The organism is Methylobacterium sp. J-048 (assembly GCF_022829515.1).
GTDB lineage: Bacteria > Pseudomonadota > Alphaproteobacteria > Rhizobiales > Beijerinckiaceae > Methylobacterium.
Window position 1 is genome coordinate 60,784 of record NZ_JAKSYL010000185.1, and the last position, 16,595, is coordinate 77,378.

The window sequence follows — 16,595 nt, forward strand, 5'->3', positions numbered from 1 at the left end:
CCATCCGCTCATTTTTACATCGTTACACGATAGGAGCCTGATTTATCGTGCGCCTTGCAGCACGGGGCGAGCGGGATCGAAAAATCTGCCCCGGCCAGCCGATCACGCGGCCAGTTCGCGCCCGATCTCCTCCACCCGGCGCAGGTCGTCCACAAACGCCGCGTAGGCCTCCGCCTTGGCCTCGTCGGGCAGGCGCAGCAGGTAGGATGGGTGAACCGTGATGAAGCCCTGGAAGCGGTTGTCCAGCCGGTCGAACCGGAACGGGCCCCGCGCCCGGGTGATCGGGACCGCCTTGCCGGTGAGCGCCAGCACCGCGGTGGCGCCGAGGGCGACCACCAGCTTCGGGGCCACGAAGTCGAGTTCCCGGTCGAGCCACCAGCGGTAGTGGCTGACCTCCCCGGCCGTGGGCTTCTGGTGGATGCGGCGCTTGCCGCGCTCCTCGAACTTGAAATGCTTGACGGCGTTCGTGAGGTAACTCGCCCCGCGATCGACCCCGGCCTCCGCCATGGCCCGCGAGAGCAACTGGCCCGCCGGCCCGACGAAGGGCCGGCCCTGCCGGTCTTCCTGGTCGCCCGGCTGCTCGCCCACGAAGGCGATGGTGGCGCCGACCGGCCCCTCGCCGAGGACCGCCTGCGTGGCGCCCGGCACCAGCGGCTCGGTCCGCTTGATGATCGCGTTCAGCTCAGCGAGGGTCTTCGGATCCTGGTCGGCCATGGCGGCGACGGCGCGGGCGGGCTCGCGGCGTGTGGGCAAGGTCGGCTCCCTCTCGATCATGGCTTCGGTGCGCCCCGCCGCCGCCCGGACCAGGGCGGGGATCGCGGCGGTCTCGGGCATGTTGCGCCAGTACTTCTTGGGCATCTCCGCCCGCATGGCCTTGAGGTTGGTGCGGGCCGGGTTGAACGTGCTCTCGTAATAGGTCTGCCAGCCGGCCTCGAAGCCGTCGCCTTCGGGGAGCGCGGCCCGGTCTCCGGGCGGCCCGTAGGTCAGGGTGTCGGTATCCCAATGCGCCGAGCCGTCCGGGGTCAGGATCGACCAGCGCATGCCGCGAAAGCGCGCGACGAAGAACGGCGCGGCCGCCTCCAGGATGTGGTGGTCGGGCTCGAACCACGCCACGAAATGCTCGCCGCCCGAATCCTCGGCGCGGCGGAAGCGCAGGAACGCGTGCATCTTGTGCAAGTCGCGCCCGATCGCCTTCGCCATCCGGTGCAGGCGGTGGACCAGGGGATCGCTGCCGACCTCCATCAGGTGCCGCTCACCCCGGCAGACCCGCCAGATCAGGGCGTAGAGCAGGCCGTAGCGCTCGGGATCACGATGGGGAATCACCTGGGGGATCAGGCCGGCGACGGCTTTTGGCAGGGCGAGCGGCGCGCTCGGAGCCAGGACCGTCTCGGCGCCGAACAGGCCGGGCGAGTCGGTCACCGACCACGTCACCGCCTCCGGGGGAACACCCTGTGCCACCAAGCGCCGCACCGCATCGCGAAACCCGGTAAGATCGGCGCCCGGGCGCAGCATGACGCTCTGGGGCCGACGCGCATCCCCTCCCCCCTCTGCGGGGGAGGGTGGGCCTCGCGTCAGCGAGGGTCGGGAAAGGAGAGCCTGGCTTCCGGAGGTGGTGGAGCAGACCTGTGGGCCGGAGCTTTCTCCTGCACCGTCACTCCTCTCTCCCGATCCGCTTCGCGGGCCGCCCTCCCCCGCAGAGGGGGGAGGGAATGCACGGAGGCCGCTCATCAGAACAAGCTCAGCTGCCGGGCCGGCTCGACCAGGCGTTCGCGCAGGTCGAGCCGGTCGGTGAGCCCCACCGGGCGATGGTCGGCGGCGATCAGGAACGGGCGGGCGCGCTTCAGCCCGGAGGTCAGCCGGGCGACGTCATCGAGGCGCAGGGTCGCGTGGCGGCGCGCCTTGACGATCTTGTCGACCGCCCTGGCCCCGAGGCCCGGCACCCGCAGCAGCCATTCCCGGTCGGCCTTGTTGACGTCGACGGGAAATTTCTCGCGGTGCTTGAGCGCCCAGGCGAGCTTCGGATCGATGTCGAGGGCGAGCATGCCGCCTTCGGAGGCGTCGGCGACCTCGTCGGGGGTGAATTCGTAGTACCGCAGCAGCCAGTCGGCCTGGTACAGCCGGTGCTCCCGCTGGAGGGGCGGCGGCTTCGGCGGCAGGATCGCCGACCCGTCCGGGATCGGGCTGAAGGCTGAGTAATAGACCCGCTTCAGGCCGACGCTGCCGTAGAGATGCGCGCTCTTGCGGATCAGCGCCTCGTCGGTGGTGGCGTCGGCGCCGACGATCACCTGGGTCGAGTGGCCGGCCGGGGAGAAGCGCCGCTTCTCGGCCTTCGCCTGGACGATGCGCTCGCCGATCTGCGCCATGGCGTTCTGGATCGCGGCGCCGTCCTTCTCGGGGGCGAGCCGCTCCAGGCTCGCCTCGGTGGGCAGCTCGACGTTGATCGAGAGCCGGTCGGCGTAGAGGCCGGCCTCCTCGATCAGCCAGGGGCTCGCCTCCGGGATCGACTTGAGATGGATGTAGCCAGCAAAGCCGTGATCGCGCCGGAGCGACTTCGCCACCCGGGTCAGCAGCTCCATCGTGTGGTCGGGCGACTTGATGATGCCCGACGACAGGAACAGGCCCTCGATGTAGTTGCGCCGGTAGAAGTTGAGGGTGAGGTTCACGACCTCCTCGACGGTGAACTTCGCGCGCCGGACGTTCGAGGATCGCCGGTTGATGCAATAGGCGCAGTCGAACAGGCACCAGTTGGTCAGCAGGATCTTCAGCAGCGAGACGCAGCGCCCGTCCGGCGTGTAGGCGTGGCAGATGCCGGCCCCGGTGGTGGAGCCGAGCCCATCCTTCCCGGCCGCGCGCTTCGGCGCCGCCGAGGAGGCGCAGGAGGCGTCGTACTTGGCGGCATCCGCGAGGATGCGCACTTTCTTGGCCAGCGTCTCGTCCATCGAACAGACAATGAACGAGAGGCCCGAAGAGGCAAGGCCGACCCGCGCCCGGCCCCCGTCCGCGATGCCGCACCCCGGCGTAAACTGCATTTCGAGCACGATTCCGTTGAGGAGGCACCCATGCAAGACACGTCGCAATCAACGGATCGCCCTGATCCCGGCTACACGCCGGACGACTGGAATGCAGTCTGCGACAATCCCGTGATGACCGACGCCGAACTGGCAGAGTTGCAGCCGGCAAGCGCGGTGCCCGAGGTCTTCCGACTGCTACCGAAGCGTGGCCAGCTGAGAGCTGAAACGGCCCAAGGCGCGGGCCTGACGGATCAATCCGGCTCGTCCGGGTCGGCATCGACCACCCGGCGCGCGAGGTCATAGGAAAAACCGGCCCGGGCCAGGGCGCCAAGGTCGCGGTCACGATGGAGCGCCCGCGTGTCGGGCCGGCGATGCGTGCCGAGACGCCGCCGCTTGGCGTAGGCCAGCGCCGCCTGCAGCTCGATATCGGCGGCCTCCGCGTCGGGAACCGCCTCGCGCTCGGCCCGCATGGCCGCCTCGACCACGTCGCGGGGCACGCCCTTGGCCGCGAGCTTCGCCGCCGCGCCCCGGCTGGACGTGCCGCGCCGGCGCAAGGTTGCGAGGCGGGCGTCGGCGAAGCGCACGTCGTCCACCAGACCGGCCGAGACCGCCCGCGCCACGGTGGCGTCGATCATCTCGGCGAAGGGGGCCGGATCCTCCCCGCGCAGCCGAGCCCGCTTGTCGACCCGCCGCGCCAGGGTCCGGCGCAGCATCTCGGTCGAGGCGCTGTAGCGTTCGAGGTAGTAGAGCGCGACCCGCTGCAGCCAGGGGGCGCTGACCGGGCCGGGCGGCCGACGCTCCGCATTGCGGGTTCCTGGCCCGGATTCTGCAACGTTTGGTGGTTTCACCGGTTCTTCACGATCTCGACAGGTTTGCGTTCCATGACGTGGGGATGGAACGCGCGCAACGCGACAGGCTCGGCCATGGTCCGGAGCAAAGTCCTTCGCCCGATCTCACCCACGGCCCGGGGCGGCGACGCCTGCACGCCGCGGCGACGATCCTGATGCGCCGCGAGTGGCTCCTCGTTCTGGTAGCCCTCGGGCTGGCCGCGGTCGCGGCCGGCATCGTCTATCTGTCGCGCCCGACCACCCTCACGGTGGCGGTCGGCCCTCAGGACGGGGCCGAGGCCGCCCTGATCGAGGCCTATGCCAACGCCCTCGACCGAAGCCGTGAGGATGTCCGCCTCAAGGTCGTCCGATACGGCGACGTGCGCGACAGCGCCCTGGCGCTCCAGCGCAACCGGGCCGACCTCGCGGTGGTGCGGCCGGACGTGTTCCTGCCCGAGAATGGCCTGACCCTGGCGATCCTGCACGACGAGGCCCTGGTGATCGCGGCGCCCGAGGGGTCCGACATCGACGATGTTCCGGCCCTCGCCCGCAAGCGCCTCGGCATCGTCGTGCGCCACGGCGCCGACCTGCCGTTCCTGACCAACCTGCTGTCCTTCTACGATCTTCTGCCCGATAGCCCGACGACCGATGCGCAGGATGCCGCTCCCGCGGCCGAGTCGGAGATCGCGACCGGCCACGTCCAAGTGGTGCCGCTGAAGATCGGCGAGGTCACGGCGGCGCTTGCGGACAAGCGCGTCGACGCGGTGGCGGTGATCGCGAGCCCCGCTTCGAAGACCACGGGGGCCGTGGTGCGCGCCATCGAGCTCGGCTCCCCCGACCGCAAGATCGGCTTCGTATCGATCCCCGACGGGGACGCGATCCTGCAGCGCTTCCCCGAATTGCAGGCGGTCACGATCCCGGCCGGCACCTTCGGCGGCCGCCCGAAGCGCCCGGACGAGGATGTCCGCACCGTCGGCGCCTCCTATCGTCTGATGGCGCGGGGCTCGGTCAGCCGGGTCGCGATCGCCTCGGCGACGCAGCACCTGTTCGAGTGGCGCTCGCGGCTCGCCGCCGCGGCCCCGGCCGCCAAGCTGATGAAGGCGCCGGATTTCGACACCACGGTCGCGGCGACCTCGGCGCGGCTGCCGAACCACCCCGGCGCGGTGGACTATTTTGAGCGCGAGCAGCAGACCTTCCTCGATCGCTACGAGGATTACATCTACCTGCTCGCCTTCTTCGGCGGCACGATCGGCTCCGGCATCGCCTGGATCGGGCAGCGGCTGGCGCGCAAGCGCCGGGAGCGCATCGACATCGTGCTCGACCGCCTGCTCGACATCATGCGCGAGGTGCGCGCCGCCACCAGCACGGCCGAGCTCGATGAAATCGCGATCGAGACCGACGGGCTCGTGGCCGACGTCGTCTGCTACGCCCGGGAGCGCAGCATCGACGCCCGGACGGTGAGCGCGCTGATCCTGGCGGTGGACGGCGTCCACGCGGCCATCGCCGATGCCAGACGGCGGGCGGAGGGTTCGGCGCCCGGCGGCTTGACCGCCCGATCGCGCACCGGCCGGCTGCTGGCCCTCAACCTGCCGGCCGCGGAGTGACGGTGTCCGTCCGCGCCGAAGCAGCGGACCGTCGAAGCGCGGCGCGTGCCCACCGGGACGGCGGCACAGGCACCCTCCGGGCGACGCGTGGGCGTCGGGGCAAGAGGAGCGGCTGTGCGTGGCGCATCACCGCACGGCTGGCGGCGTAGGCATATCATGCTAACGGGGGGCATGTTCGATCCCGTCGCCGCCCTCGAAACGGTTCTCGAAAATCTCGACCGCGAAGCCCGCGAGCCGACTAAGCTGCGCGCCGCCCTCGTGCCCGAGCTGCGCCGGGTCATCGAGGAGGGCCACCGCGCCGCGGAGGCGCAACTGCTCGAGGATCGCAACGGGCTCCGCTGCGCACAGGCCCTGTCGGATCTGACCGACGCCGTGGTGCGGACGATCCACGATGCCGTGGTGCGCCAGCTCTACCCCAACGACAACCCGTCGACCGGCGAGCAGCTCGCCGTGGTCGCCACCGGCGGCTACGGCCGGGGCACGATGGCGCCCGGCTCCGACATCGATCTGCTGTTCCTGCTCCCCTACAAGCAGACCGCGTGGTCGGAGAGCGTCGTCGAGGCGATGCTCTACGTCCTGTGGGACCTGAAGCTGAAGGTCGGCCACGCCACCCGCTCCGTGGAGGAATGTCTCCGCGAGGCCAAGGCCGACATGACGATCCGCACGGCGCTCCTGGAGGCGCGCTACCTGTTCGGCACGCGTATCCTGTTCGAGGAGTTGGTGACGCGCTTCGACGCCGAGCTGGTGGTCGGCTCGGCCGCCGAGTTCGTGGACGCCAAGCTGCGCGAGCGGGACGCCCGGGTCTCGAAGGCCGGCTCCTCGCGCTACCTCGTGGAGCCCAACGTCAAGGACGGCAAGGGCGGGTTGCGCGACCTGAACACGCTGTTCTGGATCGCCAAATACACCTACCGGGTACGCGACCAGATGGAGCTGGTCGGCGCCGGCCTGTTCACCCAGGAGGAATACGCGCTGTTCGAGCGCTGCGACGAGTTCCTGTGGCGGGTCCGCTGCCACATGCACTTCGTCACCAAGCGGTCGGAGGAGCGGCTGTCCTTCGGCCTGCAGCCGCGGATCGCCGAGCGCTTCGGCTACGAGGCGCGCGGCGGCCTGTCCGGGGTCGAGCGCTTCATGAAGGCCTATTTCCGCGTCGCCAAGGATGTCGGCGACCTCACCGCCATCGTCTGCGCCGAGCTGGAGGCGCGCCACGCCAAGCGCACGCCGGTGCTCGACCGCTGGATCGGCCGGTTCCGCGACCGGTTCCGCGCCACCGCCATTGAGGCCGAGGATTTCTGGATCGATCACGGCCGGGTGAACCTGCGCGCCGAGGACGCGTTCGAACGCGATCCGGTCAACCTGATCCGCCTGTTCTGGCTGGCCGACCGGCACAACCTGGCGATCCACCCGGACGCCAAGCGGCTGGCGAACCGGTCGCGACGCCTGATCACCCCGACCCTGCGCGCGGACACCGAGGCCAACCGGCTGTTCCTCGACATCCTGACCTCGCGCAACGCCCCCGAGGAGGCCCTGCGCGAGATGAACGAGGCCGGCGTGCTCGGCCGGTTCATCCCGGATTTCGGCCGCATCGTCGCGATGATGCAGTTCAACATGTACCACCACTTCACGGTGGACGAGCACCTGCTGCGCACCGTCGGCATCTTGGCGGCCATCGAGTCGGGCCGCGTCGAGGAAGCCTATCCGCTGGTCTCGCGCCTGATCCACACCGTCCACAACCGCACGGCGCTGTACGTGGCGATCCTGCTGCACGACATCGCCAAGGGCCGGCCCGAGGACCACTCGATCGCCGGGGCCGCGATCGCCGAGAAACTCTGCCCGCGCTTCGGCCTCACTGAGGCCGAGACCGAGACCGTGACCTGGCTGGTCGAGCATCACCTGCTAATGTCGATGACTGCGCAGAGCCGCGACCTCTCGGACGCGAAAACGATCGAGCGCTTCGCCTCGGTGGTGCAGAGCCTGGAGCGGCTGAAGCTCCTGACCATCCTGACGGTGGCCGACATCAGCGCGGTCGGCCCCGGCGTCTGGACCGCCTGGAAGGGTACCCTGGTCCGCACCCTCTACGACGAGACCGAGGTGTTCCTCTCGGGCGGCCATTCCGAGATCGCCCGCACCGACCGGGTGCGCCTCGTCCAGATGAGCCTGCGCGAGCAGCTGCCCGGCTGGGGATCGGACGAGTTCGACGCCTACGCGGGGCGCCATGGCCAGGCCTACTGGCTGAAGGTCGACAGCCCGCGCCAGCTCAAGAACGCCGTCTTCCTGCGCGACGTGCTCAGCGAGGGCCGCACCAGCGCCACCGACGTGGCCCTCGATCCGGTGCGCGGGGTGACCGAGATCACGATCTACTCGCCGGACCATCCGCGCCTGCTCGCGATCGTCACCGGGGCCTGTGCGGCGGCCGGCAGCAACATCGTCGACGCGCAGATCTTCACCACGACGGACGGCTTCGCCCTCGACACGATCTTCATCTCCCGGGCGTTCGAGCGCGACGAGGATGAATTGCGCCGGAGCAAGCGCATCACGGCGGCGATCGAGCGCTCCCTGAAGGGCGAGATCCGCATCGCCGACCTCGTGGCCGACAAGCACCCGCCGACCAGCGCCCGGGCCAAGACCTTCCTGGTGCCGCCGGATGTCGGGATCGACAACGCCCTGTCGTCCCGCGAGACCGTCGTGGAGGTGACCGGTCTCGACCGGCCCGGCCTGCTCTACGAGCTTACCACGGCGTTCGGCCGGCTGTCGCTCAACATCACCTCGGCGCATGTCGCCACCTTCGGCGAACGCGCGGTCGACGTCTTCTACGTCACCGACCTCACCGGCACGCGGGTGACGCAGCCCGACCGGCAGGCTGCGATCCGCAAGGCGATGCTGGACGTGTTCGCGGGCGACGTCGCCGCCCTCAAGGCGGAGGGCCTGGAGGCCCTGGTCGCCGCACCGCCGCCGCGCGAGGCGTGAGCGTACGGGTTGATTTCGGCGGCCCCGGGTCAGATATCAGCGCCGAATTCGAATCTCCTCACCCATCCTTGCCGACGACTGAAACGCGATGACGAGCAACGACATGTCCCAGGACGACCAGCGCCAGACCACGGTCGAGGCCGGTGCCAGCGCGGCCCAGGAGACCGCGTCGGGCGGCAAGCCCGCCGAGGCGACGTCCGTCGATCCGGTCGCCGAGGCCCTGGCCCTGCTGACCGCCGAGCGCGACGAGCTGAAGGACCGGACGCTGCGCACGCTCGCCGAGATGGAGAACCTGCGCCGCCGGACCGAGCGGGAGATCGCGGATGCCCGCGCCTATGCGGTCACCAACTTCGCCCGCGACGTGCTCAACGTGGCCGACAACATCCACCGCGCCCTCGACAGCATCCCGGCCGACGCGAAGGCCGCGGCGGACGGCGCCTTCAAGGGGCTGATCGACGGGATCGAGCTGACCGAGCGCGACCTGGTCAAGACCCTGGAGCGCCACGGGGTGAAGCCGGTCGAGCCGCAGGGCCAGAAGTTCGACCCGAACCGGCACCAGGCCATGTTCGAGGTGCCGAACCCGGACGTCCCCGCCGGGACCGTCGTGCAAGTCGTGCAGACCGGCTACGTGATCGGCGAGCGGGTGCTGCGTCCTGCCCTGGTCGGCGTCGCCAAGGGCGGCCCCAAGGCGGCGGCCAGCCCGGCCGACGCGGCCTGATCAGCGCATCTGCGCCGAGGCGTCCTCACAGGGCAGCGCGGTCGCGAAATCCGCGATGAACCGCGCCGTCTGTTGGGTCTCGAGGGGGGCGTGCGGGTCGCGGGCGACCAGACCCGCCTCGACCTGAAGGCGGCGGTTGCAGGCGCAGGCCGGCAGCAGGCCCGAGGCCGGTTGCGGCCAGCAGGCGTCGTGGTGCGCACAGGCGCGGTCGAGCGCGTCGATCGGCGCGTAGCCGGGGCCGCGATTCCCCGGCCCGCAGAAATTGCCGTAGATCAGGAGCGCGCCCCGCCCGGATGGCCCGGGCGGCACGATCTCCTGCGCGCTGGGGGCGCCGGCAGCGAGACCGAGGGCGAACAGGGCCGTCGCGATGGGAGTCAGGCGGGGAGCGTTCACGGCCGATCCTGCGTCGGGGATGCCTTCAGAGGCCGCGCGGCGAAGACCGACGCGGCATCCGGCCTTCGCATCCCCGCCTGCCGCGGATCTCGACCGCCAGACGGATTCGCGAAGCCGAACGCCGTGCATTGCGACCCAGCGGCACGATACCGTCAAGATCGATCGCTGTGAATATTGACTAGAATCCGTAATTTACACCAGCGCGGACCAGTGCGAATCCCGAATCCTGTTTGCCGGCACCATAATACGCTGGAACGCTGGCGTTGTAGTATGTCGATCCGGTGAACCCGCGGCCGAGATGGAGGTAGAGCGCCTCCACCTTGGCGGAGAGTTTTTCGGTGAAGGCGTATTCGATGCCGCCACCGGCGGCATAGCCGGTCCGGTCGGTTCCGGGCAGGGTGCCCGGGTAGGCCGCGGCATAAGACGCGCGCGAGCCGCCGCCATACGCGAAGCCGCCGGTCCCGTAGATCAGCACCCGGTCGAAGGCGTAGCCGAGCCGGCCGCGTACCGTGCCGAAATAATCGAGGCTCGGCCGGACGCTGTAATACGGGGTCGCGCCGAGATAGGCCGCGTTCGCCTTGGACGCGGACATGCCCTGGATGTCCGCCTCGACGCCGAGCACGAAGCCGGATCCGGGTGTCAGCTGGTAGTTGTAGCCGATCTGCCCGCCGCCCGCGAAGCCGCCGGAGCGGTTGCCCCCGGTCACGGCGCCGTAGGTCGGGTCGGTGAAGCCGCCGCTGCCGGTCCGGAATGCGTAGCCGGCGTTGAGGCCGGCGTAGAGCCCCGTCCAGGTGAAAGCCGGCGGCACGGGCAGCGGCGGGGGCGGCGCGCGGCGTGGCAGGTCGGCGGCCTGGGCGCCGAACGCCGCGCAGGCGATTGCGGCACCGGAGAGCACGGCGCGGATCGAATTCGTCATGGGGAACTCGTTGTCGAGGGCAGCGAAGCCGCCGGGATTCAGAGGGCCAGGAGCAGCAGGCCGACGACGGTGACGGAGAGGATGAGGCAGAGCGCGAGATCGAGGATCGGCGCGCCGCCGCAATGGGACGCCTGCCGGGAACGATCATCCACCGCCGGGACCAGGGCGCTCACGACCGAACCTCCGCGGGCAGAAGATTCAGCGCGGCGGTCTTCTGCAGTCTCGTGAGCCTGCGGGCACCGGACGGTGCCGCCGCCCCGTCCTGGGGGGTGACGGGAGCGGCGGCCTGCGACGCCTTCGTCTCGCCGACACGGTGGACCGTGTCCGCGGCGGCGATGCCGAGGGCGGGCAGTGCGAGCGCGGTGAGGAGGCAGGCGATGCGCCTCAGCCGCGGCATGGGATCGGTCGGGCGGGACCGGTGGGGCGTCGCCTCGGGAAGCGTGAGGGGCGGCAGCGCTTCGGCGACCAGTCTGCGCATCTTGGCACTCATCGTCCCAGGCTCCGTTGACGACGTGGGAAATTTGACCACGCATTTGAGGTACGTGTGCAAAATTCCCACGTCAACCGGAAATCGACGGCGCGGAGTGTGGATGCGCACGCCGTGGGATTGTCTCCCACGACACATCAGCTAACGATGCCGCCATGTCCGAGAGTACCGACACGAAACCGGAGGGCGCCAGCCTGCATGCGCCGCTCGCGCGGCTGCTGCGGCCGCTGGTGCGCCTGCTCGTGGCGCGCGGCATCACCTTCCCGGCGCTCACCGACCTGCTGCGCGAGCTCTACGTGAACGTCGCCGAATACGACTTCGCCCTGCCCGGCAAGGAGCAGACCGACAGCCGCGTCTCCCTGCTCACCGGCATCCACCGCAAGGAGGTCCGGCGCCTGCGCGGGGCCGGGGCGCCGGTGAGCGCCGTACCGGCCGTGGTCTCACGCACCAGCCGGATCATCGCCCGCTGGATCGCCGACCCGGCCTTCACGGATCCGCAGGGCCAGCCGCTGCCGCTGCCGCGGACGGCCGATGCGGGCGCGCCGTCCTTCGAGGTCCTGGTCTCCGGGGTGACCCGCGACCTGCGCCCCCGGGCGGTGCTCGACGAGTGGCTCGACCGCGGGCTCGCCTTCCTGGATGCGCAGGACCGGATCGTGCTGGCGGAAGCCGCCTACGTACCGCGCGGGGACGGTTCGGCCGAACCGCAGCTCTATTATTTCGGCCGCAACCTCCACGACCACATCGCGGCGAGCGTCGCCAACATCGTCGGCGACACGCCGCGCTTCCTGGAGCGGGCCGTGCATTACGACGGGCTGTCCAAGGAGCTGGCGGTCAAGCTGGAAGCGCGGGCGCGCGAGATCGCCATGGAGGCCCTGCAGCAGGCCAACCGGGAGGCGCATGCCGCCTGCCAGACCGATCCCGGCGGCGACCACCGCTGGAATTTCGGCCTCTATGTCTACGCCGAGGCCGCACCGCCGGCCCGGCCCGCGGACGGGCGCTGAGAGGCCGGCCGGTGCGCTTCTCGCCAAACCGCCGGTTCGTCCTGCGCCTGCTCGCGGGCGCCGCCACCCTGCTGCCGGGCACCGCCCGGCCGCAGGAGAATCCGCGCGACCAGGGCATCGGCGGCACCGGCATGAAGATGATCGAGGAGCCGAAGGACGGCCCCCTCGGCGAGGGCGACCGCGGCATCGGCGGCACCGGCGTGATCGGCACGATCCGCCGCTTCGGCTCGATCGTCGTCAACGACCTGCGCATCGCCTATCCGCCGGAGGTCGCGGTGCGGATCGACGGGGAACCCGCCAAGGCGGCGGACCTGAAGATCGGCCAGGTCGTGCACGTCGTCGCCCGGCCGGAACGGGGCGGCCTCGGCACACGCCGCATCGACGTCACCAGCGAGGTGGTCGGCAAGGTGGAATCGGTCACCCCGGGGCGGATGATCGTGCTCGGCCAGCGGGTCGATACCGCGAGCCTCGCGGGCGACTGGCCGGCGGGCAGCCGGGTGGCGGTCAGCGGCCTGCGCCGGCCGGACGGCGTGATCGTGGCGAGCCTGATCGAGCCGCGGATCTCTGGGCCCGACCGCGTCGCCGGGCCGGTGCGCCGCGATTCCGGCGGCGGCCTCGCCATCGGCGGCCTGCGCCTGAAGGGCGCCGACGCCCTGCCCCCGGGGCAGCGGGCCCTGGTGACCGGCGCGACGGAAGCCGGCGTTCTGAGCGTGACCAACGCCGCCCAGGTCGGATTGCCGTTCCCGCCGGGCCTCAAGCGGGTGTCGATCGAGGCCTATATCGGCCGTGCCGGCGCCGGCCTCGATCTGGGCTCGGGCCTCGCGGTGTCGGGCTATGCGGGGCTGCGGGTGCCGCACCAGGGCAGTGTGCGCGGCGTGCTCACCGCCGACCTCGCCCCGGACGGCGTGCTCACCCTGGAGCGGCTGCGGGTCGAGGACCGGATCGCCCCGGAGCCCGCCCGGCCGGACGCCCCCCGGTTCGAGCGGGAGCGCGACCGTCTGGACCTGCAGAAGCTGCCCGACCTGCCGGAGATGCCCGGCCGCCTCGGCGCCGAGCCCGGCGGTCGACAGGGCCCATTCGGCGGAATCGGCGGCGGCCACGGCCCGACGATCGACACCCGCCCCGGTGCGGGCGGCATCCCGGGCGCGGACGGCCCCGGCGGGTTCGGCGCGCCGCGCGGCGGTCCCTTCGGAGGCGCACCAGGCGGCCCCGGCACATTCCCGGGCGCACCGGGAGGCGGTCCCGGGGGCTTGAGTGGGCCTGGAGGTTTCGGTGCACCTGGCGGCGGCCCCGGAGGCACGGGCGGCTTCGGGGGGCCACCTGGCGGCGGTCGGCGCTAGAAGCGCGCTTAGCCCCCCGCCTCCCGTGCGAGCAGATCCCGCTTGCGGGCGACGCCCCAGCGGTAGCCCGACAGGGAGCCGTCCGAGCGGACCACCCGGTGGCACGGGATCGCCACCGCCAGGTGGTTCGCCCCGCAGGCCTGGGCGACCGCCCGCATGGCGGTGGGCGCCCCGATGGCGCGGGCGATATCGGCGTAGGTCGCGGTCGTGCCCACCGGGATCGCCCGCAGGGCCGCCCAGACGCGCTGCTGGAACGCGGTGCCGCGGATGTCGAGGGGCAGGTCGAGGCCGGTGCCCGGCGCCTCGACCAGACCGATCACCTGCGCCATCCAGGCCTCGAAATCCGGGTCGCCCCCCTCGATCTCCGCCCCCGGGAACCGATCCTGCAGGTCGCGGACCAGGGGCTCGGGCTCGTCGCCGAGCAGGATCGCGCAGAGCCCCGCCTCGGTCGCGGCCACCAGGATCGCGCCGAGCGAGCAGGCGCCGACGCCGAACTTGATGCGGATGCCGGTGCCGCCCTTGCGGTAGGCGGCCGGCGCCATGCCGAGACGGGTGGCGGCATCCGCGTAGAACCGGCTCGCAGTGGCGTAGCCGGCCTCGTACAGCGCCTCCGTCACGCTAGCCGCCTTGGGCAGGCCGGCGGCGACAGCCTCGGCCCGGCGGCCAGCCACGTAGGCCTTCGGGGTGACGCCGGTGGCGGCCTTGAACACCCGGTGGAAATGGTAGGGGCTCAGGCCCGCGGCCCGGGCGAGGTCGGCGAGCGGCGGCATGGTCTCGGCGGACTCGATCAGCCGGCAGGCCCGGGCGACGGCCTCGGCCCGGCGCTCGGTCAAACCGGGCGCGTTCGGCTGGCAGCGTCGGCAGGGCCGGAAGCCCGCTGCCTCGGCCTCCGCGCAGGTGGCGTGGAAGGTGACGTTCTCGGGCCGGGCCGCCCGGGAGGGGCAGCTCGGGCGGCAATACACGCCGGTGGTGCGGACCGCGTAGACGAAGCGGCCATCCGCCCGCCCATCGCGGGCGGCGAGCGCCGCCCAGCGCGCGGTGTTTTCGGACTCGGCGGTCGAGAACGCGGTCATGGCCGCACCACTATGCGGCGCGGCGGGCGCGTTGGGGAGGGGCTTGGCGGAGACGGACATGACGGGACCTGCCGGCTACGTATATCGGATGTCCGTCACCCTGCCGTCCCGCGGCCGCGGCCGCATCCCGCGCCTTGCTGCCGAATTCCCGATCCCTTCCTGAGTGCGTCATGGCGTCGAGCAACACCGATCACATCCATGTCGGGCGGGACGGCTGGCTGTTCCTGAAGACCGGCACGAACGACATCCTCGGGCAGTTCGAGCGGCCGGAGGAGACCACCGACCTGATCTGGGCCTGGCGCAGCCTCGTGGCGACCCGGGAGCGGCGGCTGCGGGCGCTCGGCATCCGCTACCGCCACGTGGTCGCGCCGGACAAGCTGCTGATCTACGACAACCACCTCGACGGCCTCGCCATCGCGCCGTCCGCCTCACCGGCCTACCGGCTGCTCCACGCCGAGCCGCCGCTCGGCAGCCCCTGGCGACGGGGCCTCACCGGCCTCTACGCGGATTGGCGGCGGCGCAAGCGCTGGCGGGAGACCTGCATCGACCTGGTCACGCCGATGCGCGCCGCTCGGGACACGACCGACCTCTATTGCCGGACCGACACCCATTGGAGTTTCGACGGCTGCTACCTGGCCTATGCCGAGATCTGCCGGGCCTTCGGGGCGGAGCCGCGGGCGGATCTCCGCGACCGGCCCTTCACGGAAATCGACCATGACGGCGACCTCGGCAGCGCGTTCGACCCGCCCCGCCGGGCGCCGTCACGGGCCTACCGGATCCAGCAGGATGCCGTGCGGACCTATGCCAGCCCGATCGTCGCGGCGCGCGAGAAGGCGGGCCTGCTGCACACGCTCCATGTCGGCGCCAACGTCGTCTATGGCAACGCCACGGCGAGCGACCCGCGCCGGCTGGCTTTGTTCGGCGACTCGTTCTCGCACGTCATGCCGTACATGCTGACGATCCTGCTCGCGGAGACCTTCCGCGAGGTGCATTTCGTCTGGAACACGTCGCTCGACTGGACCTATATCGACCGGGCCAAGCCGGACCTGGTCCTGACCGAGGTGGCCGAGCGGTTCATGGCCCAGCTGCCCGACGACGGCTTCTCGCTCGATGCCTACGTGCAGGAGCGGTTCGGCGCCGAGCTGGCAGGCATTTAGCCTTCGAGCTTCGCCATCAGCGCCTCGGACAGGGCGAAGTTGACGTAGACGTGCTGCACATCGTCCTGGTCCTCGATCACCTCGACCAAGCGGATCAGCTTCTCGCCGGTCTCGTCGTCGACATCGATCGTGTTCTGCGCCTTCCAGACCAGGCCGGTGCGGGTCGGCTCGCCGAACCGGGCCTCCAGGGCCTTGGCGACCTCGCCGTAGGATTCTTGAGCGCAGACGACCTCGTGGCCGTCCTCGCCGGAGCTGACGTCGTCGGCCCCGGCCTCGATCGCCGCCTCCAGCATCGTATCGGCATCGGCGACGCTCGCCGGGAAGCCGATCACGCCGACGCGGTCGAACATGAACGCCACGGCGCCGGTCTCGGCGAGGCTGCCGCCGGACTTGGTGAAGGCCGAGCGCACGTCCGAGGCGGTGCGGTTGCGGTTGTCGGTCTGCGCCTCGACGATCAGCGCGGCGCCGCCGGGGCCGTAGCCCTCGTAGCGGATGTCCTCGTAGTTCTCGCCATCCGCCCCGGCCGCCTTCTTGATGGCGCGCTCGATATTGTCCTTGGGCATGTTCTCGGCCCGGGCCGCGATGATCGCCGCGCGCAGGCGCGGGTTCATGGCCGGGTCGGGCGTGCCGAGCTTGGCCGCCACGGTGATCTCGCGGGCGAGCTTGCCGAACACCTTCGAGCGGACCGCGTCCACCCGGCCCTTCCGGTGCATGATGTTCTTGAACTGCGAATGGCCTGCCATGTTGCGTGAGACTTTGTTCGTTGGCGAGGGCGGAGATCCGGGACCCCGCCGTCGCGGCTGTGAGGTCGCCGCGTTATAGGCCGCCGGCTTCCGACGAAGCAACGCGGCCGCCGATCGTCGCGCTGACGGAAAGTTTGCCGTCACTGGGCGTTGGCTGGGGACATGTCAGCTGGAAACCCGATGCCGAGCCGGACCGAACACGACGCAGGCGTGACGCCGGCCCAGGCCGCCGACCGGCGCTGGCTCAAGCTCGGAATCGCTACGCTCCTCGGAATGGCCGCCGGCACGATGCTGTTAGCCACCGAGGCGCAGGGCCGACCGGCGGCGCGGCGGCCGCGCGCAGGCTCGTAAGACCGTGTCG

General features: G+C 71.1%; 16 protein-coding genes. 7 read left to right on the top strand and 9 right to left on the bottom strand.

Annotated features, from left to right (window positions below; all coding sequences use genetic code 11):
- Positions 1–102: 102 nt before the first annotated feature.
- The 3 genes from MKL09_RS18765 to MKL09_RS18775 form a co-directional block, all read right to left on the bottom strand.
- Positions 103–1,512 (bottom strand): UdgX family uracil-DNA binding protein, encoded by a 1,410-nt coding sequence (locus MKL09_RS18765; protein WP_244022596.1) that lies wholly within the window; start codon positions 1,510–1,512, stop codon positions 103–105.
- 215 nt (positions 1,513–1,727) lie between these two features.
- Positions 1,728–2,939, bottom strand: coding sequence for a putative DNA modification/repair radical SAM protein (locus tag MKL09_RS18770; protein ID WP_244022678.1), 1,212 nt, complete (start codon positions 2,937–2,939; stop codon positions 1,728–1,730).
- A gap of 323 nt (positions 2,940–3,262) precedes the next feature.
- Complete coding sequence (locus MKL09_RS18775; RefSeq protein WP_244022598.1) at positions 3,263–3,859, bottom strand: regulatory protein RecX; 597 nt, start codon at positions 3,857–3,859, stop codon at positions 3,263–3,265.
- Positions 3,860–4,014: 155 nt separating this feature from the next.
- Here MKL09_RS18775 and MKL09_RS18780 point away from each other — a divergent pair, with 155 nt between their 5' ends.
- The 3 genes from MKL09_RS18780 to grpE all read left to right on the top strand — a co-directional run bounded on the left by MKL09_RS18780 (position 4,015) and on the right by grpE (position 9,124).
- Entirely contained in the window at positions 4,015–5,442 is a 1,428-nt protein-coding gene (locus MKL09_RS18780; RefSeq protein WP_244022679.1) for a TAXI family TRAP transporter solute-binding subunit, read from the top strand.
- Between the two features lie 171 nt (positions 5,443–5,613).
- The gene (locus tag MKL09_RS18785; RefSeq protein ID WP_244022600.1) at positions 5,614–8,406 is read left to right on the top strand and encodes a [protein-PII] uridylyltransferase; all 2,793 of its coding nucleotides are present in this window, start codon (positions 5,614–5,616) and stop codon (positions 8,404–8,406) included.
- Positions 8,407–8,509: 103 nt separating this feature from the next.
- Positions 8,510–9,124, top strand: coding sequence for a nucleotide exchange factor GrpE (gene grpE / locus MKL09_RS18790; RefSeq protein ID WP_244022602.1), 615 nt, complete (start codon positions 8,510–8,512; stop codon positions 9,122–9,124).
- Here grpE and MKL09_RS18795 read toward each other — a convergent pair whose 3' ends face one another.
- The 4 genes from MKL09_RS18795 to MKL09_RS18805 form a co-directional block, all read right to left on the bottom strand.
- On the bottom strand, positions 9,125–9,517 hold the full coding sequence (locus MKL09_RS18795) for a hypothetical protein (RefSeq protein WP_244022604.1): 393 nt from the start codon (positions 9,515–9,517) through the stop codon (positions 9,125–9,127). It lies immediately after the preceding gene.
- A 178-nt stretch (positions 9,518–9,695) separates the two neighbouring features.
- Complete coding sequence (locus MKL09_RS18800) at positions 9,696–10,433, bottom strand: outer membrane protein (protein WP_244022606.1); 738 nt, start codon at positions 10,431–10,433, stop codon at positions 9,696–9,698.
- A 38-nt stretch (positions 10,434–10,471) separates the two neighbouring features.
- On the bottom strand, positions 10,472–10,606 hold the full coding sequence (locus tag MKL09_RS32055) for a hypothetical protein (protein WP_279605966.1): 135 nt from the start codon (positions 10,604–10,606) through the stop codon (positions 10,472–10,474).
- A complete protein-coding gene (locus MKL09_RS18805) occupies positions 10,603–10,923 on the bottom strand; it encodes a hypothetical protein (RefSeq protein ID WP_244022607.1) in 321 nt (106 codons plus the stop codon). Before MKL09_RS18805 ends, MKL09_RS32055 begins: the two co-directional genes overlap by 4 nt.
- A 152-nt stretch (positions 10,924–11,075) precedes the next feature.
- Here MKL09_RS18805 and MKL09_RS18810 point away from each other — a divergent pair, with 152 nt between their 5' ends.
- Positions 11,076–11,921 (top strand): DUF6502 family protein, encoded by an 846-nt coding sequence (locus tag MKL09_RS18810; protein WP_244022609.1) that lies wholly within the window; start codon positions 11,076–11,078, stop codon positions 11,919–11,921.
- Between the two features lie 11 nt (positions 11,922–11,932).
- Positions 11,933–13,261 (top strand): DUF5666 domain-containing protein, encoded by a 1,329-nt coding sequence (locus MKL09_RS18815; protein WP_244022611.1) that lies wholly within the window; start codon positions 11,933–11,935, stop codon positions 13,259–13,261.
- Between the two features lie 8 nt (positions 13,262–13,269).
- On the opposite strand, the gene ada is transcribed toward MKL09_RS18815, so the two are convergent.
- The gene (gene ada / locus MKL09_RS18820; RefSeq protein ID WP_244022681.1) at positions 13,270–14,334 is read right to left on the bottom strand and encodes a bifunctional DNA-binding transcriptional regulator/O6-methylguanine-DNA methyltransferase Ada; all 1,065 of its coding nucleotides are present in this window, start codon (positions 14,332–14,334) and stop codon (positions 13,270–13,272) included.
- A 170-nt stretch (positions 14,335–14,504) separates the two neighbouring features.
- Between ada and MKL09_RS18825 the strand changes: the two genes are divergently transcribed.
- Positions 14,505–15,491, top strand: coding sequence for an alginate O-acetyltransferase AlgX-related protein (locus tag MKL09_RS18825; RefSeq protein WP_244022612.1), 987 nt, complete (start codon positions 14,505–14,507; stop codon positions 15,489–15,491).
- On the opposite strand, the gene MKL09_RS18830 is transcribed toward MKL09_RS18825, so the two are convergent.
- Positions 15,488–16,234 (bottom strand): YebC/PmpR family DNA-binding transcriptional regulator, encoded by a 747-nt coding sequence (locus MKL09_RS18830; RefSeq protein WP_244022614.1) that lies wholly within the window; start codon positions 16,232–16,234, stop codon positions 15,488–15,490. The two genes, MKL09_RS18825 and MKL09_RS18830, sit on opposite strands and share 4 nt — an antisense overlap.
- A gap of 180 nt (positions 16,235–16,414) precedes the next feature.
- Here MKL09_RS18830 and MKL09_RS18835 point away from each other — a divergent pair, with 180 nt between their 5' ends.
- Positions 16,415–16,585 carry a hypothetical protein gene (locus MKL09_RS18835; protein ID WP_244022616.1) on the top strand — a complete coding sequence of 57 codons (171 nt, stop codon included), beginning with the start codon at positions 16,415–16,417 and terminating at the stop codon, positions 16,583–16,585.
- The last annotated feature ends 10 nt before the right edge of the window (positions 16,586–16,595 follow it).